Annotated in this window: 17 protein-coding genes and 2 tRNA genes; 5 read left to right on the forward strand and 14 right to left on the reverse strand. The window is 60.3% G+C overall.

Going from position 1 to position 17,797, the window contains the following annotated elements; genetic code table 11:
• The first annotated feature begins 116 nt into the window (after positions 1–116).
• Positions 117–1,460, forward strand: coding sequence for a fused MFS/spermidine synthase (locus AT959_RS03265; RefSeq protein WP_066880565.1), 1,344 nt, complete (start codon positions 117–119; stop codon positions 1,458–1,460).
• An 18-nt stretch (positions 1,461–1,478) separates the two neighbouring features.
• Here the strand turns inward: AT959_RS03265 and AT959_RS03270 are convergent, their stop codons facing one another.
• The 3 genes from AT959_RS03270 to AT959_RS03280 form a co-directional block, all read right to left on the reverse strand.
• Entirely contained in the window at positions 1,479–2,360 is an 882-nt protein-coding gene (locus AT959_RS03270; RefSeq protein ID WP_066880567.1) for a DMT family transporter, read from the reverse strand.
• Positions 2,361–2,367: 7 nt separating this feature from the next.
• Positions 2,368–3,099 carry a 23S rRNA (guanosine(2251)-2'-O)-methyltransferase RlmB gene (rlmB, locus tag AT959_RS03275; protein ID WP_066880569.1) on the reverse strand — a complete coding sequence of 244 codons (732 nt, stop codon included), beginning with the start codon at positions 3,097–3,099 and terminating at the stop codon, positions 2,368–2,370.
• Positions 3,100–3,164: 65 nt separating this feature from the next.
• The gene (locus AT959_RS03280; RefSeq protein ID WP_066880571.1) at positions 3,165–3,743 is read right to left on the reverse strand and encodes a bacteriohemerythrin; all 579 of its coding nucleotides are present in this window, start codon (positions 3,741–3,743) and stop codon (positions 3,165–3,167) included.
• Between the two features lie 127 nt (positions 3,744–3,870).
• Between AT959_RS03280 and AT959_RS03285 the strand changes: the two genes are divergently transcribed.
• Positions 3,871–4,737: an HDOD domain-containing protein gene (locus tag AT959_RS03285; RefSeq protein WP_157651197.1), complete on the forward strand. Its 867-nt coding sequence runs from the start codon at positions 3,871–3,873 to the stop codon at positions 4,735–4,737.
• A gap of 34 nt (positions 4,738–4,771) precedes the next feature.
• Here AT959_RS03285 and rnr read toward each other — a convergent pair whose 3' ends face one another.
• Entirely contained in the window at positions 4,772–7,246 is a 2,475-nt protein-coding gene (rnr, locus tag AT959_RS03290) for a ribonuclease R (protein ID WP_083518178.1), read from the reverse strand.
• Positions 7,247–7,286: 40 nt separating this feature from the next.
• Here rnr and AT959_RS03295 point away from each other — a divergent pair.
• The 3 genes from AT959_RS03295 (at position 7,287) to AT959_RS20275 (ending at position 8,233) form a co-directional block, all read left to right on the forward strand.
• Positions 7,287–7,371, forward strand: a tRNA-Leu gene (locus AT959_RS03295).
• Positions 7,372–7,564: 193 nt separating this feature from the next.
• Positions 7,565–7,649 (forward strand) — tRNA-Leu (locus AT959_RS03300).
• Between the two features lie 203 nt (positions 7,650–7,852).
• The gene (locus AT959_RS20275) at positions 7,853–8,233 is read left to right on the forward strand and encodes a hypothetical protein (RefSeq protein WP_083518179.1); all 381 of its coding nucleotides are present in this window, start codon (positions 7,853–7,855) and stop codon (positions 8,231–8,233) included.
• A 50-nt stretch (positions 8,234–8,283) separates the two neighbouring features.
• Here AT959_RS20275 and AT959_RS03305 read toward each other — a convergent pair whose 3' ends face one another.
• The 10 genes from AT959_RS03305 to AT959_RS03350 all read right to left on the reverse strand — a co-directional run bounded on the left by AT959_RS03305 (position 8,284) and on the right by AT959_RS03350 (position 17,794).
• A complete protein-coding gene (locus tag AT959_RS03305; RefSeq protein ID WP_066880576.1) occupies positions 8,284–9,591 on the reverse strand; it encodes an adenylosuccinate synthase in 1,308 nt (435 codons plus the stop codon).
• 3 nt (positions 9,592–9,594) lie between these two features.
• Positions 9,595–10,749, reverse strand: a complete 1,155-nt coding sequence (locus AT959_RS03310; protein ID WP_066880578.1) for an ATP phosphoribosyltransferase regulatory subunit — start codon at positions 10,747–10,749, stop codon at positions 9,595–9,597.
• Entirely contained in the window at positions 10,746–10,931 is a 186-nt protein-coding gene (locus AT959_RS03315; protein WP_066880580.1) for a DUF2065 domain-containing protein, read from the reverse strand. The genes AT959_RS03310 and AT959_RS03315 overlap by 4 nt, the downstream gene beginning before the upstream one ends.
• Entirely contained in the window at positions 10,928–11,815 is an 888-nt protein-coding gene (gene hflC / locus AT959_RS03320) for a protease modulator HflC (RefSeq protein ID WP_066880582.1), read from the reverse strand. The genes AT959_RS03315 and hflC overlap by 4 nt, the downstream gene beginning before the upstream one ends.
• Positions 11,815–13,107: an FtsH protease activity modulator HflK gene (gene hflK, locus AT959_RS03325; RefSeq protein ID WP_066880584.1), complete on the reverse strand. Its 1,293-nt coding sequence runs from the start codon at positions 13,105–13,107 to the stop codon at positions 11,815–11,817. Before hflK ends, hflC begins: the two co-directional genes overlap by 1 nt.
• A gap of 36 nt (positions 13,108–13,143) precedes the next feature.
• Positions 13,144–14,298: a GTPase HflX gene (gene hflX, locus AT959_RS03330; RefSeq protein WP_066880586.1), complete on the reverse strand. Its 1,155-nt coding sequence runs from the start codon at positions 14,296–14,298 to the stop codon at positions 13,144–13,146.
• Between the two features lie 60 nt (positions 14,299–14,358).
• A complete protein-coding gene (gene hfq / locus AT959_RS03335) occupies positions 14,359–14,595 on the reverse strand; it encodes an RNA chaperone Hfq (RefSeq protein WP_011288708.1) in 237 nt (78 codons plus the stop codon).
• 72 nt (positions 14,596–14,667) lie between these two features.
• Positions 14,668–15,999 (reverse strand): ribosome biogenesis GTPase Der, encoded by a 1,332-nt coding sequence (gene der, locus AT959_RS03340; protein WP_066880588.1) that lies wholly within the window; start codon positions 15,997–15,999, stop codon positions 14,668–14,670.
• The gene (gene bamB, locus AT959_RS03345; RefSeq protein ID WP_066880590.1) at positions 15,996–17,156 is read right to left on the reverse strand and encodes an outer membrane protein assembly factor BamB; all 1,161 of its coding nucleotides are present in this window, start codon (positions 17,154–17,156) and stop codon (positions 15,996–15,998) included. Before bamB ends, der begins: the two co-directional genes overlap by 4 nt.
• Positions 17,156–17,794 (reverse strand): YfgM family protein, encoded by a 639-nt coding sequence (locus tag AT959_RS03350; protein WP_066880592.1) that lies wholly within the window; start codon positions 17,792–17,794, stop codon positions 17,156–17,158. The genes bamB and AT959_RS03350 overlap by 1 nt, the downstream gene beginning before the upstream one ends.
• Between the last annotated feature and the right edge of the window lie 3 nt (positions 17,795–17,797).

Raw genomic sequence — 17,797 nt, forward strand, 5'->3', positions numbered from 1 at the left:
GTGATACTGGCCATCTCGTCGAAAAGCCCCCACTTGCGCCAAGTCTATTCTACCGGAGACCCTAGACAAACCGCCGGAATGCCGGGATCCGGCCGGCTTTGGGCGATAATCGCCGGATGTCCCCCAGCCTGCTCTACAGCATCGTTTTCATCGAAGGCTTCTGCTCGCTCGGCGCCGAAGTCATCGCGCTGCGCCGGCTACTGCCGCATATCGGCAGCTCGATCGTTGTCACGGCGCCGACCATCGGCTTCTTTCTGCTCGCCCTGGCCCTCGGCTACGCGTCGGGGGCCAGGGTCGCTACCGGTTACCGCCAGGTCGTCGCCCGCAATTTCCTGGTTTCTGCCGCACTGGCCGGCATCGGCCTGGCCGGCCTCAGCGTGGACTGGCTGTTCGCCCATCTGCAGCCGGCACTCGTCGCCTACCTCTTCTTCATCGGCGGCGTCCTTTGCCCGCTGGCCTGGCTGCTCGGCCAGACCGTGCCGATCCTGAGCAATCTGTTCCAGCACCAGCGGACCGGCGAAGCGAGCGGCACCGCACTGTACTGGTCCACGCTCGGCTCCTTCCTCGGCTCGATCTCGCTGTCGCTACTGGTCATGCAATGGCTGGGCGTCGCGGCGGCCGTCCTGGCCTGCGCCGGCGGCTTGCTGATCGGCGTTTTATTGCTCGCCGGACGGCAGTTGAAAATTGCCGTTTTTGCCCTGTCGACCGCAGGCATTGCCGCCGGCTTCAATCTGCCAGCCACGCAGACCACCGACACCGCCTACGCCGAGTACATCGTCGGTCCGGTCGACCTGGCCGGCCAGCAGAATCCGCGCGCCTTCTGGGTGAACAAATCGACCGCTTCGCTGCTCGACGACAGCACGCCGCCGAACTACACCCGCTATATCAGGCATCTCCGCCAGATCCTGCTCGACGACCTCGGTTTCAAGGACAAGGAGATCCTGGTGCTCGGCGCCGGCGGCTTTACGCTGTCCCACCGCGAGCCGCTCAACCGCTACACCTACGTCGATATCGACCCGCAAATCCGCCGCATCGCCGAACAGCACTTCCTGCGCGAAGCAGCCCGCGGCGAGTTCATCGCCGACGACGCCCGCCGCTTCGTGGCGACCAGCGACCGCCGCTTCGATGCCGTGGTGGTCGATGTCTATAGCTCGCATACCTCGATTCCCAGCCATCTGGTGACCCGCGAATTCTGGGCCGACAGCCGCCGCGTGCTGAAACCGGACGGCGTGCTGCTCGCCAACCTGATCCTCGATGGCAAGCTGGAAACGCCCTATGCCCGCAACCTGCTGGCAACCATCGAAAGTGTTTTTGGACGCTGTGCGGTCGACGTGCTGCACAAGGCCAAAAGCCTGGCCAATGTCGAAGTCAGCTGTTTCGCCAGCAGCCAGCCGAAAGCCGTGGGCATCTACGTCGATGAAAAAAACCGGGCCGATCTCGATCTGGCCCGTTCGCGCTAGCAGCGAGCAGAACGGTATTCAGGCTTGCCCCGGTACGCGACGCAAGGCCGCCACCTCGTTGGCAACCAGCGCCAGCAACACCAGCAAGCCACCGGTCAACACGCTGGGCGATGGCTGCTCGCCGGCCCACAACCAGGCCCAGGCGACGCCAAACACCACTTCCAGCAAAGCGAGCAGCGCAATTTCCGGGGCCGGCAATTCGCGACTCAGGCGCACCACCAGCAGACAAGGCAGCGCCAGTTGCACGCCGCCGAGCACGGCGAGCAGGCCAAGGTCATGCGGCGAAGCCTGCAGCGGCCAAGCCAGGGGCAAGCAAACCAAAGCCGAGAGCACGGCGCCGATCAAGACTGCCGGCAACATGTCCTGAGCGGCAACCCCATCGCCATCGACACGCTGCAACACCGTCCAGTTGATCGCCCCGGCCAGCGGCACGGCGCTGGCGACCAGCGTGCCGGCCAGCGACAGGCCGTCGCCGGCTTCGCCACCGAACATCCAGGCAATGCCCAGCCCGGCCCCAAATATGGCCAGCCAGGTGCGTCGCGGCAAGGCGTGGCGCAGGAACAGGCGGGCAAAAAGGGCGGTGACCAGAGGTCCGAGCGCCATCGTCACCAGCACATTGGCGACGCTGGTCAGCGTCAGGGCGACCATGAAGGCGGTGAACATCACCGCCCAGCACAGGCCGGACAGCCAGAGCCAGCGCCCGCCATGACGCAGGCTCCGCCACAAGGCCGCGCCACGCATGACACCGAGAATCAGGCAGAGGGCCAGCGCGTTGAAGAAACTGCGCCAGAAAGTCAGTTCGAAACTGCCGGCCGCCTCAAGCTGCCGAGTAACGACGCCGGCGATGCTCCACAACAACGTCACCAGCACCATCAGCGCGACCGCCTGGCGGTGCGTCATGGCCGGCTCAGGAACGGCGGCGGCGCGCCTCGAACAGGCAGACCCCGGCCGCGACGGAAACATTCAGGCTATCGACGGTGCCATGCATCGGAATCTTGACCAGTTGGTCGCAATTCTCGCGGGTCAGGCGACGCATGCCCTCGCCTTCGGCCCCCATCACCCAGGCCGTCGCCTGCGGCCACTCGGCGGCGTAGAGATCGCTTTCCGCTTCGCCGGCGGTACCGATGACCCAGATTTCGCGCTCCTGCAATTCGCGCAGCGTCCGCGCCAGGTTGGTCACCATCACGTAAGGCACCGTTTCGGCGGCACCGCAGGCCGTCTTGGCAGCGACATCGGTCAGGCCGACAGCGCGATCCTTCGGCGCAATCACGGCATGGACGCCGGCCGCATCGGCGACGCGCAGGCAGGCGCCGAGGTTGCGCGGGTCGGTAATGCCGTCGAGGACGAGCAGGAAAGCCGGCTCCTCCAGCGTATCGAGCACATCGTCGAGATGCGCCACCTTGCGGCCACCCTCGATGCGGGCGATCACCCCCTGGTGCTTGGCGCCCGGGGCCATGCCGTCCATCCGCTTGCCGTCGCTGGCCACCACCTTGACGCCCTGCAACTCGGCATGCTGCAGCAGGTCGCGGGCGCGCGCATCCTGACGCGTCGCATCAATCAGGATTTCCTTGACCGCACCCGGGTCGTGGCGCAACTTGGCGGTCACGGCATGAAAGCCGTAGATCAGACGGGAAGACATGGCTACTTTCAGTGAGTTGAAGGCACGATTTTACCGTGCCCCGGGCGCTGCACCGCAGCGAGCGCTCAAACGCCCGACAGGCGGGCCAGGCTGACCACCGAATCCTCGCGCGACACCCAGCGCGCCAGGATCAGGTCGTGCATCATGATGTGATTGTTGATCCACTGACCGAGCAGATTGTCGAGATCGCGCAGCAGGCCGACGGTACGCATCGAATCGAGGCCGGCCACGATCTGCTGGATCTTCGCCGAAATGGCGGCGTGATCCTCCATGTGCGCCTCGCAGACATCGCGATCCACCATCATCAGCAGCGAATCGCGCATGATTTCTTCCTCGGTCTTGAAGTGCTCAAGAATGAAGGAAAGCAGATCGCCGAGCAGGCGTACCAATTCGTTGTCACAGAGCGCACGACGCGCCTCAATGCAACTGCCGCAATCCGTGAAGCTGCGAAAATCCATGCAGACCGCGCGGGCCGCGGTCATGCAGGCCAGTAACTGACGGTGTTCGAAATCAATCGCCTTGTGGCCGGTGACCAGCGCAGCCGGCAACGGGCCGCCCGGCAACCATGGCATGGACTCGCCGGATGCTGTCAACGGTGAATCGGCCACCTCGATAAGCATCACATTCTTGATTCCATCAGCCATAACTGAACTTGTGCCCCCTCGGTCAAGCCTGATATTTTACGATGAAAGTAATAAATCCGCTTACTCACTTCAGTTATCGATAGATCAGCCGATAATCCTGAAAAGCCCCCCTGAGAAAGGAACTGGCGTGTTGAATGAGCACCAGCGGCGCTGGGGTGTCGATCAGTGGGCAGCCTTCCTGAGCAGCCGGGAACTGCCGTGCATGCCGCGCTCGAAGACCGCGTTGAAGGAACTTGAGGAAAGTCGCGGCGAACGCTTGGCAGCCCGCGAACTGGCCGACATCGCCGCGGCTGATCCTTTCCTCTGCCTCCGCCTGCTACGCCAGGCAGAAAAACAACGGGTGCAGCGCCTCGGCCATGAGACGACCACCCCGCTCGGCGCCGTCATGCAACTCGGCACCAACACTTTCCACAAGTTGCTGCGCGACAGCCCGGAAACCGACCAATCGCGCAGCGGCTTGGCCGCCTGCGAAACCCGCGCCCATCTCGCCAGCCAATTGGCGCTTTGCTGGGCGAGCGCCCGCTCCGACATGTCACCGGACGAAATCGCGATGGCCGCCCTCCTCTCGGAACTCGGGGAACTGCTGCTCTGGTCCTTCGCGCCGGAATTGCCGCAAACCACCGAAGCCTTGGTACGGGCCGGGAAATTCCCTCGCTCCGCAGATGCCCAGGTCGATATCTGGGGCTTTCGTTTCAAGGACCTGACCCTCAAATGTGCCGCCATCTGGCATCTTCCGCCACTGCTGACGCAACTGATCCGCGGCGTCGACAACCACCGCGCCAATCTTTCCCGGCTTTGCGTGGACACCATTCACCATCTATCGACCGGCGGCCCGAATGACCCGGCCCTGCCTTCGGATATCGCCGAAGCCGGACACCTGATTCCCGGCGCCTCGCTGGAATGGCTCAGCGAGCAACTGCCCGGCCTGGAACCGGAGCAAGCGGCCGCCATCGTTCAGAAGGCGACCGACCTGCTCGAACCCAGCCACTCCTAGACAGCAGCGCCCGGCCAGCGGCCGATGGCTGCGGTCAACGCTTGCGCGCCGGCTTTTTTGCCGCCGGCTTGGCGGCCACCGCCTTGCCTGCACGCTTGGCCGGAGCTTTGGCTGGCGCCTTCGACAGCGGCTTTTTACTGCCCGCCTTCGGCGAAGCCTTGGTAGCACCCTTTTCCGCCGCCTTTGACTTGCTCCTGGGCACCGGCTTCTCGCTTGCCGGCGTTGCCGCCACTGGCTGCGCCGCAAACTTCTGGGCAACCGCCCGCGCCGGTTTCCGGGCTGATTTGGCGGCCTCCCGCGGCGGTGAATTGGTTCGTCCAGCCGGCGCCTTTTCGGTCCGGACCAGCACGAAGTCGATCTTGTTGGTTTCCAGATCGGCCCGCACCAGCTTGACCCGGACCCGGTCACCCAGACGGAAGCGCTGGCCGGTCCGCTCGCCGAGCATCTGATGCTTGACGTTGTCGAACTGGAAGTAGTCCTCACCCAACTCGGAAACATGGACCAGGCCTTCGACATAGACCTGATCGAGAGCGACGAAAATACCGAAGGCCGTCACCGACGAGATGGTGCCATCGAATACCTCGCCGACGCGCTCTTTCATGAAGAAGCACTTCAGCCAGTTCTCGACGTCGCGGGTCGCCTCGTCGGCCCGCCGTTCGGTACCCGAACAGTGCAGGCCGATGTCTTCCCAACTGCCGACCGGCGTGTATTTTTCCTTGGCCAGTACGGCCTTGATCGCGCGATGTACCAGCAAATCGGGATAACGGCGGATCGGCGAGGTGAAGTGGGTGTAATGCTCGTAGGCGAGGCCGAAGTGGCCGACATTGTCCGGGCTGTACATCGCCTGCTTCAGCGAGCGCAGCATCACCGTCTGCAGCAGCTGGAAGTCCGGCCGCTGCTTGACCTGTTCGAGTAGGACACCGTAATCCTTGGCCGTCGGATCATCTCCCCCACCAAGGGCGAGACCGAATTCGCCGAGGAAGCTGCGCAGGTTCTTCAGTTTCTCGTCGCCCGGCGCCTCATGGATGCGATACAGGCAGGGTTGCTTGTGCTGAGCCAGGAAATCCGAGGCACAGACGTTGGCCGCCAGCATGCACTCCTCGATGACCCGATGCGCATCGTTGCGAACGACCGGCACGATATTCTCGATCTTGCCCTGTTCGTTGAACAGCATCTGCGTTTCGGTCGTCTCGAAATCTATCGCCCCGCGCTGCCCGCGCGCCTTGTGCAAGGCCTGGAACAGCTTGTAGAGGTTTTTTACGTGCGGCTGCAGCGCGATATGAATCTCGGACTCGGGCTTCGCTTCGCCGGACAGCCAGGACCAGACCTGGTTATAGGTCAGCCGGGCTTGCGAACGGAAAACCGCTGGATAAAAGCGGTACTTGCCGATCTTGCCGCTGCTGCTGATCGCCATGTCGCAAACCATGGCCATCCGCTCGACATCCGGATTCAGCGAGCAAATACCGTTCGACAGCTTCTCCGGCAGCATCGGAATCACCCGGCGCGGGAAATAGACCGAGTTGCCGCGCTCCATCGCCTCCTTGTCGAGCGTCATGCCCGGCTTCACGTAATGCGAGACATCGGCAATTGCCACCACCAGGCGCCAGCCGCGCCCCTTCTTTTCGCAGAAAACCGCATCGTCGAAATCGCGAGCCGTTTCGCCGTCGATGGTCACCAGCGGCAAATCGCGCAAATCCTCGCGTTCCTTCAGATCAGCCTTCTTGACCTTGTCCGGCAATGCCTTGTTTTCAGCCAGAGCCGCCGGCGAAAACTCGAAAGGCAGATCGTGCTTGCGCAAGGCAATTTCGATCTCCATGCCTGGATCGGCATAGTTGCCCAGCACCTCGCTGATACGCCCGATCGGCTGCGAGAACTTGCTCGGTTGCTCGATGATATCGACCATCACCACCTGGCCGGATTGCGGCTTGATCTTCGCCTTCTTCTCGGGTGGCACCAGAATATCCTGGGCAATCCGCTTGTTCTCGGGCACCACGAAAACCACACCATGCTCGACGAAGACCCGGCCGACGACGCGTGTGTTGGCCCGTTCGGTCACCTCGACAATGCTGCCCTCCGGCCGACCGCGCCGGTCGAGGCCGAGCACCCTGACCAGCGCCCGGTCGCCATGCAGTACCTTGCCCATCTGGTGCTGATCGAGAAAGATGTCGGTACTGCCATCATCGGGAATCAGAAAGCCATAGCCATCCTGGTGCCCCTGAATGCGCCCTGCCGTCAGGCTGGCCCGCTCGGGGAGAATGTAGGCTCCCTTGCGATTGCGCATCAGTTGCCCTTCACGCTCCATCGCCCCCAGCCGACGCTGGAACATGTCGCGCTCGGCCGTCGTGATATCCAGCAACTCGATCAGTTCCTGCAGCACCAACGGGCGCCCCTGATCGGTCATGATCTGAATGATGAACTCGCGGGACGGCAACGGAAATTCGTAGCGCGTCGATTCGCGCTCAAAGAAGGGGTCAGCCCTGCGGATTTTTGTAAGTTTTTTTCTTGACATTAAGTTCATATCCTCTATAATCCTTGCTCTTCGCACCTGTGCCCAGGTGGCGGAATTGGTAGACGCACTAGTTTCAGGTACTAGCGGGTAACTCCGTGGGGGTTCGAGTCCCTTCCTGGGCACCAGCGATTTTGATTGAAGGCCTTGTCAAAACAAGGCCTTTTTTCTTTTCTGGCCGCTGCCTGCAGAACAGACCGCATTGTCTCACAGCCCACACCAGGCGTCGTCGCGAAATGCACCCAGAACGTACCGACAATACCAAAAAGCAACCAGTCCATCCCGCAAAAAGTCTATACAACGCGCCCTCTTCGCACCCGCGCCCAGGTGGAGGAATTGATAGCCCCACTAGTTTCAGGTACTAGCGGGTAACTCCGTGGGGGTTCGAATCCCTTCCTGAGCACCAGCGATTTAGATTGAAGGCCTTGTCAAAACAAGGCGTTTTTCTTTTCTGAGTTCCAGCCTTGCTCTTACTTCCGCCAGAATCAAAACCTCCGCCACGCCGGAAGTAACCGTAACAATTACACACACTTCCGTACACAGCACAGGTCATCGGCAAGCCAAGCGGTTCGTTATTTGGCTCATAGCAACCAACATGCAGAGTCGATCATGAAAAAGACCACCGCCCTTTGCCTGGCCCTCAGTCTCACTCTGGGCGCAGCAGGAACCGCCCAGGCCGACTGGGAACGCCACGGCGGACACCGCGGACCATCGTATGAGCATCGCCACCATCACGGTCACCGCGGCGGTCCCGGCTGGGTTGGTCCGGCCGCACTGCTCGCCATTACAGGCCTAGCTATCGGTGCCGCCGCCTACAGCCATGCCGCCCCGGCTCAAGTCTATACCGCCCCGGCTTACGTTCCGCCACCACTGCCGGTACAGATTCAGCCCGAATCGGGCAATTGGTACTACTGCGACTCATCGGCCCAATACTACCCGTACGTCCGCCACTGCCCGGAAGGTTGGCAAGCCGTGATGCCCCCGCGCTAAAAATGAAAACGGGCCGCAAGGGCCCGTTTACCGTAGCACTTCGCCAATGATTATTTGAACGGATGCTGCTTCAGAATGGTTTCATCACGCTCCGGACCGGTCGAGACGATGGCGATCGGCACTTGGCAGAGTTGCTCGAGGCGATCCAGATAGTTCCGGGCGTTGAGCGGCAAGTCTTCCCAGCGCTTGACGCCAAAAGTTGTCTCGCTCCAGCCCGGCATCGTTTCGTAGATCGGTTCGCAACGGGCCACTTCATCCGCACCGATCGGCAGCAGGTCAATGACCTTGCCATCCAGCTTGTAGCCGGTACAGATATTCAGCTCCGTTAAACCATCCAGAACGTCCAGCTTGGTGATGCACAAGCCGGTCAAACCGTTGATCCGACCCGAGCGGCGCAATGCAGCGGCATCGAACCAGCCACAGCGGCGCTTGCGCCCGGTCACCGTGCCAAATTCACGACCAACCTGCGACATCTGATAACCCGGGCAGCCATTGGTCTCGATATCCAGTTCGCTCGGGAAAGGACCGCCGCCAACACGCGTGCAGTAAGCCTTGGTGATACCCAGCACGTAATGCAACATGCCCGGACCAACGCCCGAGCCAGCCGCTGCCTGACCGGAAACGCAGTTCGACGAAGTGACAAACGGATAGGTACCGTGGTCGATATCGAGCAGCGTCCCCTGCGCCCCTTCGAACAGCAGGTTCTGCCCCGCCTGATTGGCCGCATAGAGCGCTGCCGACACGTCGGCAACCAGCGGCTTGATCTGCTCGGCATCAGCCATTGCCTGATCGTACACTGCCTGGAAATCGACGGCCGGCGCCTTGAAATACTGGGTCAGCACAAAGTTGTGATACTCAAGAACCTCTTTCAGCTTCTCAGCAAAACGCTCCGGATTGAACAGATCGTAGACCCGCAAGCCACGACGGGAGACCTTGTCTTCGTAGGTCGGGCCGATCCCCTTGCCGGTCGTACCGATTTTCTTGTCGCTGGCCTTCGCTTCCTCGCGCGCCTTATCGATGGCGGAGTGATACGGCAGAATCAGCGGGCAACCCGGACTGACCTTCAGGCGGGAACGAACATCGATACCGCCCTTTTCCAGCTCGGCAATTTCCGCCAGCAGATGATGGATATCGAGGACCACGCCGTTGCCGATATAGCACTGCACGCCATCGCGAACGATGCCGGACGGTACCAGATTCAGCTTATAGACCCGCTCGCCAACCACCAGGGTATGACCGGCATTGTGCCCCCCCTGGAAACGCACCACGCCTTGCGCGTGATCGGTCAACCAGTCGACGATCTTGCCCTTGCCCTCGTCGCCCCACTGGGTACCCACCACGATGACATTCTTTGCCATTTTTTAATCCTCTTGTATTGCTTCAATAATCCAGTGTTCGCCAACCAGCGCCAGTTTTCGGTCGCAAAGCGGGCCTTCGCAGGCAGTTTCGCCCGGCAGCAGTTCAACCACGACCTCACCCTGCTCGCGCAGTGCCGCGATGTGTGCCGCCAAAATCTCGTCATGCCCGGCATTGGGCGCCAGAATTGCCGAGGATGGCTTGCCGGCCGGCGCCAGCCGCGCCACCTCACGCAAGTCCATCGAGAAACCCGTCGCCGGCCTAGCACGCCCGAAGGCCTTGCCCGCACCGTCATAGCGCCCGCCCAGCGCAATGGCTGCCGGGTATCCCGGACAGTAGGCGGCAAAAACAACCCCGTTATGGTAGTGGTAGCCACGCAGGTCCGAGAGGTCGATCGAGAACGGCAATTCTGGAGCACCCTCAATCAAATGCCGCAAACCATCCAGCGCCTCGCCAATTGCCGGCAAGGCAGGCAATTCCCGGGCTGCCCGCTGCAGCACTTCGGCACCACCATAGAGTTGCGGCAAAATTTGCAGCGCTTCGCGATAGGGCGACGGCACATCGACACAGGCCTCGATCAAGCCAGGCACATCCTTGGCCTGCAACAGATTGAGCACGTTTTCCTCAGCCGCCTGCGGCAAGCCGGCCGCTTCAGCCAGGGCGCGAAAAATACCGACATGACCGAGGTCGATCCGGCTAACCGGCAGCTTGATCTTGTCAAACGCGCCCGCCATCAGACGAATGATATCGAGATCGGCACCAATGCCGGCATAACCGTAGAGCTCAGCACCAACCTGAACAGGCTCGCGACTGGCCGAAATACTGGCCGGCAACGTATGCAGCACACTGCCACAATAGCTCAGACGGGTCACGCCCTGATGATTGAGCAGGTGCGCATCGATCCGCGCCGCCTGCGGCGTGATATCGGCGCGCACTCCCATGGTCCGCCCGGAAAGCTGATCAACCAGCTTGAAGGTCCGCAAATGTAGATCCTGGCCAGCGCCAGTCAGCAGCGACTCCAGAAACTCCAGCATCGGCGGCATGACAAACTCGAAACCGCGGGCACGAAAGTGATCAAGCACAACGCGACGCAACTGTTCGATGCGCGCAGCTTCTGCCGGCAAAGCGTCGGCAATATATTCAGGTAACAGCCAATTCATGCAAAAACCATGAGCAGGACCAAACCGATAATCATCGACGTCAAGCCGACAAAGCGGATCTGTCCATCCGAAAATTGAATAAGGCGGCGAAAGGTTTCACGCCATGCCGCCGGGGCAATAAAAGGCATCACGCCTTCGAGCACCAGCATCAGCGCGAAGGCCAGCAACAGCGTCGAAGTCATTTGCCCTTGTCGTTTCCACGCCCGATGCTCTTCATATACTTGAAGAAATCCGAGTTAGGCTCAACTACCAGCACATCGTTCTTGTTCTTGAAGCTGCCGCGATAGGCTTCAAGGCTACGGTAAAACGCATAGAACTCTGGATTCTGCCCAAAAGCCTGAGCGTAAATGGCAGAAGCCTTGGCATCGCCCTCACCCTTGATTTTCTGGGCATCGCGATAGGCGTCGGCAATGATCACTTCGCGCTGACGGTCCGCATCAGCCCGGATTTTCTCGGCTTCCGCCGAACCTTCCGAACGCAACTCGTTGGCTACCCGCTTACGCTCTGCTTCCATCCGGCGATAAACCGCCTCGCTGACTTCAGTCGGCAATTCGACACGCTTCAGACGAACGTCGACAATCTGGACGCCAATCTTGCGCGCATCGGTATCGGCCTTTTCGCGCATCTGCTCCATGATCCGGTCACGCTCACCCGAGACCACATCATGCACGGTACGCTTGCCGAATTCCTCACGCAAACCGGCGTTGACCGTCTGATTCAGACGCGTCTTGGCACGCGACTCGTCACCGCCGACTGAAATGTAATAAAGCTTCGGGTCGACGATGCGCCACTTGATATACGAATCAACCAGCACGTTTTTCTTCTCGGAAGTAATGAAACGTTCCGGCTCGGCGTTATCGAGCGTGATGATGCGCTTTTCGAAATAGCGCACATTCTGGATCATCGGAATCTTGAAGCTCATACCAGGTTCGGTGATGACCTGTTTGACCTCACCCAGCTGGAAAACCAGCGCAAACTGACGCTGATCAACAGTAAAGATCGACATGGCGAACACCACCAGCACGGTGGCGAACAGTGCGCCGATCAGGTTAATACGCGGGCTCATCAACGGCTCTCCCGATCACGCGAACGCAGTGAGGGTTCGCGCCGGCTGGGGTTGTTCAAGGAATTATCGAGTTGCGGCGGCGCTTCCGAGGAGAGCGGTGTTTGCGCCCTGGGTACAGCAGCGGGAGCGGGAACATCAGCCCCTGCAACCTGCGCGGCCGTTACCGTACCGGCTGCCTGCATCAGCTTGTCGAGCGGCAAATAGAGCAGATTGCCCTGCCCCTTGGCGTCCACCAGAACCTTGCTGGTGTTGGAATAAACCTGCTGCATCGTATCCAGATACATGCGCTGACGCGTCACTTCGGGAGCCTTGGCATATTCGGTCTGCACCTGCTTGAAACGGGAGGAATCACCCTCAGCCGTTGCAATCACGCGCTGCCGGTGACCATTGGCCTCCTCCATCAAACGTGCCGCAGTGCCCTTGGCCTTCGGAATAACGTCATTGGCATAGGCCTGACCTTCATTCTTCTGACGCTCGCGGTCCTGACCGGCCTTTACCGCATCATCAAAAGCCGACTGGACCTGTTCGGGAGGCTGTGCATTCTGCATCGTGACCTTGGAGATCATGATGCCGCTCTTGTAGCGATCAAGAATATCCTGCATCAGCTTGGAGGCCTGGGTGGCGATCTGCTCGCGCCCCTCGTAGAGCACGAAGTCCATCTTGCTCTTGCCAACGATTTCGCGAACGGCGGTCTCGGCAGCCCCCATCACCGCTTCATCGGTGTGGCGGTTATTGAACAGATACTCAACCGGATCCTTCAGGACGTACTGGACGGCAAACTGGATGTTTACGATATTTTCATCATCGGTAAGCATCAGCGCTTCCTTGAGCACCTTGTTGCGCTCACTGCCGCGATAACCGATTTCGATCGTCCGCACACCAGTCAGGTTGACCAGTTCGTGCGACTGGATCGGGTAAGGAAAACGCCAGCGCAAACCGGGCTCGGTCGCCTCTTTATAGCTACCGAACTGGAGGACGATCCCCCGCTGCGAAGCATCTACAATATAGAAACCCGACGCCAGCCAAACAACGGCAACCAGGCCGGCAATCAGGCTGATGCCGCCGCCGAGAAATTTCGGGTTGAAATCGATCTGCGGCATGCGCGGCCCATCACCGCCATTATTGCCGCCACCGCCCCCCTTCTTGCCGAGCATACTGGACAGCTTGCGATTGAAATCTCGCCACAACTCCTCGAGATCGGGCGGCCCATCGTTCGGGCGACGCGGTCCGCCGCCGGGCTTGTCACCATCGTTGCCGCCACGATTGCCCCACTGCGGGTCGTTGAGCGACATGAATATACCTAAGGTCGGGATCATGAATGTCGGAGTTCAGTTTATGTAATCGTTTTGGGCTTCGCGTTCGGCATCGGCAAATGCCTTTTTACGGGCTTCGGCCTTGTTCCGGGCGAAGTCAGCCAGCGCTTCGCGCAGCAGATCAAGCCCTTCTCCGGAACGCGCACTGACACGAACGCGCGCGATTTTAGCATACTCGTCCAGTTCGACTCCCGGCGAGGCCTGGGTCAGATCGATCTTGTTCCAAACGATCACCTGCCGCAAATCCCGGGCACCAATTTCGTCGAGGACTTTATTTACTTCATACATCTGTTCGTCACGGGCATGGCTGGCGCTATCGACCACATGCAGCAAGACGTCGGCATCGATAGCCGCCTCCAGTGTGGCATGAAAGGCATCGACCAGCGAGTGGGGCAAATCGCGGATGAAACCCACTGTATCCGAAATGACAATATTCCCGGCACCTTCGATCCACAATTTGCGTGACGTGGTATCCAGCGTGGCAAACAACTGGTCGGCCGCGAAGACCCCGGCGTGAGTCAATGCGTTGAACAGTGTCGACTTGCCTGCGTTGGTGTAACCGACCAGCGAAACACTGAGCACATCCCCACGCAAGCGCGCTCTTCTTTGAACACCACGCTGGCGGGAAAGTTTCTCCAGGCGTTCCTTCAACAATTTGACGCGCTTGCCAAGCAAACGGCGGTCCGTCTCAAGCTGGGTTTCACCGGGACCACGCATCCCGATCCCGCCGCGCTGCCGTTCCAGGTGGGTCCAGCCTCGAACCAGGCGGGTCGACAAATGCTCAAGTTGTGCCAGTTCGACCTGCAACTTGCCTTCGGCGCTGGAAGCACGCAAGGCAAAGATATCGAGAATCAGACTGGTGCGGTCAATAACCCGGCATTTAAGTTCGCGCTCAAGGTTACGTTGCTGAGCCGGTGACAATTCATGGTTAAAAATCACCAGATCGGCCTCGGCTGCTGCGAGCATCGCTGCAATTTCCTGCACCTTGCCTTTGCCCGCAAAAGTCTTCGGATCCGGACTCTGTCTTTTGCCACAAACCTCGGCGGCGACGACGCCGCCCGCCGACTCGGCCAGCAGGCGTATTTCCTCCAACTGATCCCCAAGATCAGGTTGACCGAAGTCGAGCTGAACGATCACCGCACGTTCACCGGCGGCTGGTCGTTCATTCATGGGTGGATTCGGGGGAGAGAAAAGGCCCGTCATGCCGACGGGCCAAAGCACGGGAGGCGATTATTCCGCCGCCTGTTCCTGCTGGAGGTTTACCGGACGAGCCGGCACCACCGTCGAGATGGCGTGCTTATACACCATCTGGGTTACCGTGTTCTTGAGCAGAACCACGTACTGATCAAACGATTCAACCTGGCCCTGCAATTTGATCCCGTTAACCAGGTAAATCGAAACGGGAACATGTTCCCGGCGAAGAGCGTTGAGGAAGGGGTCTTGTAAGAGTTGCCCTTTGTTGCTCATGGTGTGGACTCCATGTGTGTTGTTATATGAGGTACCTAATGTACCCAAAATTGAGGCGTGGCGCTAAGTTATTTACTTTTTGTCACGATCCGCAAACGGATTCTTGCTGGTCACGAACTGAATGCGCAACGGTGTTCCCTGCAACTTGAATGCCTCCCGGAAGGTATGTTCCAGGTAGCGACGATAGCTATCGGTAATCTGATCGACCGCATTGCCGTGCACAACAATAATCGGCGGGTTGGAGCCCCCCTGGTGGGCATAACGTGGTTTCGGGCGGAAAAGACCATGCTTGGCTGGCGCCTGCTTGGCGACGGCATCGGCCAACACCCGCGCCAGGCGAGGCGTCGACAGCTTGGTCATGGCTGCGGCATAAGCGGAGTCGACCGAGCGGAACAGCGCCTCAAGACCGATATTTTCCCGGGCGGAGACAAAGTGGAACTTGGCAAAATCTAGGAACTTCAGCTTGCGCTGCAAGGTTTGCCGGGTCTGCTCACGGACATAGGTATCGAGGCCATCCCACTTGTTGACCGCAACCACCAGAGCACGACCAGACTGCACGATGAAATCGGCGATATGCGCATCCTGATCGGAAACGTCGGCCTGCGCGTCGACCATCAGGATCACCACGTTGGCATCCTCAATCGCCTTCAGTGTTTTGACGACCGAGAACTTCTCGATGGACTCGAAGACCTTGCCGCGCTTGCGCATGCCCGCGGTATCGACGAGCACGTATTGGCGGCCGTTACGCTCGAAATCGATCTCGATCGAATCGCGCGTGGTGCCCGGTGCATCGAAGGCAATGACCCGCTCTTCACCGAGCAACGTGTTGATCATCGTCGATTTACCGACGTTCGGCCGGCCAACGATGGCGACACGAACTGCCGAGGATTTCTCCTCTTCTTCTTCCGGCTCGGGGAAGGATTCCAGCGCCAGATCAACCAGCCCGCGCACGCCTTCGCCATGCGCTGCAGAAATGGCATTGGGCTCACCGAGACCGAGTTCGTGGAAATCCGCCTCGACCATGCCGGAATTCATGCCTTCCGCCTTGTTGACCGCAACAAATACCGGGCGCTCCAGGCGCCGCAGTTTATTGGCGATTTCCTTGTCATGCGGCGTCAGGCCGCTGCGACCGTCGACGACAAAAATGACCGCGTCGGCTTCGGCGATCGCCTGTTCGGTCTGGCGCGCCATTTCATGCAGGATGCCATCCTTGACGAGCGGCTCGAAGCCGCCGGTATCGACGACCAGATAGGGCTTGCGACCCAGCTTGCCATGGCCATAGTGACGGTCGCGGGTCAGGCCCGGCATATCGGCGACGATGGCATCGCGCGAACGCGTCAGGCGGTTAAACAGGGTGGATTTGCCGACATTGGGTCGGCCGACCAGAACGAGCGTAGGTTTCATTGAGCCTCGATTGCGCTCACGTTACCGCCGCTGGTTTGCACCAGAAAGTCGGAACCGAGCAGTTGTACCGGTGTACGCACAGGCGTGCCATCGGTTTTCTGACGCGCAGCAAAACTGCCGTCTTCACGGGAGAGGAAGTGTACGATTCCCTCGGCATCGGCCACGGCGACCAGGCCGCGACGGACCACCGGCCCGCTGACCCGGCGATTGAGCAGTTTGTCCTGCTTCCACAGGCTGCTACCGGAAAGGCGGTCGAGCGCATGCACCGCCCCCTTGTCATCGGTCACGAACAGGTAACGGCCATCCAGCGCCAGCCCTGCGGCCGACGAAATATCCCGCGACCAGATCATGGCGCCGCTCTGGCCCAGGTCAAAGCAGGCGACGCGGCCCTGGAAGGCAACGGCACAAACCTGCCGACCTTCGATAACCGGTGCGGCGACCACGTCGGCCACCCGGTCAAGCTCGGTCGCCCCTTTCGGCAGGGCGACGGCCCCCTCCCAGACGGGCGCGCCATTCTGAATGGAGAGGGCGACCAGCTTGCCGCCCGGAAAACCAACGAAAACATAGCGATCGGCAAATACCGGCGAAGCAACGCTACGCACCGACAACGAGGGTGTTGAACGCTGATAGACCCATTTGCGCCCACCGTCACCGGCGTCGAGCAGGAAAACGCGATTGTCGCCGCTCTTCACGGCCACACCGTCATCGCCAATGGTCGGGGCAGCCAGCACCTCGCTGGATACCCTGGCCTGCCAAAGCGGCTGTCCATCTTCTGCCGAGTAGGCCAGCACCTCACCCTTCGGGGTGCCAACCACGACCATCCGGCCATTCGCCCCGACACCGGCCGACAGCGACTGTCCGGCCTTGATCTTCCAGACCGTTTTGCCGCCTTCCAGCTTGTTGACCGTACCATCGGCGCTGGCAACATAAATAGCATTGCCGACAACGGCCGGCGTAAACACGTATCCGGCCGCCTTGCCGACCCCGACCGACCATTGCGTACGGACATCGGTCGAATTGGTGATTGGTGCCAGAACAGCCATCTTCGGCCCGGCACTGACAAAGGGATTGATCGAGTCAATCGAGTCGGAAATCGTCGCACAGCCCGCCGTAAGCAGACCGGCCGCGGCAAACAGAGCAAGCAGACGGCGCGACATCAGGCGGCCTCACCCAGGCCATCGAGCTTCTGCTGCAACAACTCACGGGAAGGCCCGGGCTTGCCCTCACCCTTCTCTAGCGCCCCCTTGTAGGCGGCACGCGCTTCCGGCTTCTTGCCCTGAGCGCTCAAAACATCACCCTTCAGTTCGAGAAAGCGGACATCGAAAGCCGGTGCATGAGCGGCATCAAGCTGCTTCAGTGCTTCGTCGTAGGCTTTTTCGTCGAGTTGGACCGCGGCCAGACGGAGCCGGGCGAGATCCTTCAGTTCATCCTTGGCATTCTCGGCAGCCCAGGCCAGTTGCGCCTTGGCTGTCTTCAAATCACCGGCCTCGAAGGACTGCTTGGCCGCAACCAGCGCCCCCAGTGAAGCGTAATTGGTGCGCCCGAATTTTTCAGCCAGTTCACCTGCGGCCGCTTTGACCTTCTGCGCATCGCTCGTTGCTACAGCCTGTTCAAGCACACCATAGATTGCTGCCGCTTGCGCCGACTGGCTGCGCTGATGCCAATTCCAGCCCTGCCAGCCAATCACGCCGATCGAGGCGGCAACCACCACACCGGTGACGAGATTGCCGTACATCTTCCACCAGGTTTTCAGCGTATCGATCTGTTCCTGTTCTTCGAGGTCGTAATGCGCCATCTG

Origin of the sequence: Dechloromonas denitrificans, assembly GCF_001551835.1 — a bacterium.
In the GTDB taxonomy this organism is placed as follows: domain Bacteria; phylum Pseudomonadota; class Gammaproteobacteria; order Burkholderiales; family Rhodocyclaceae; genus Azonexus; species Azonexus denitrificans.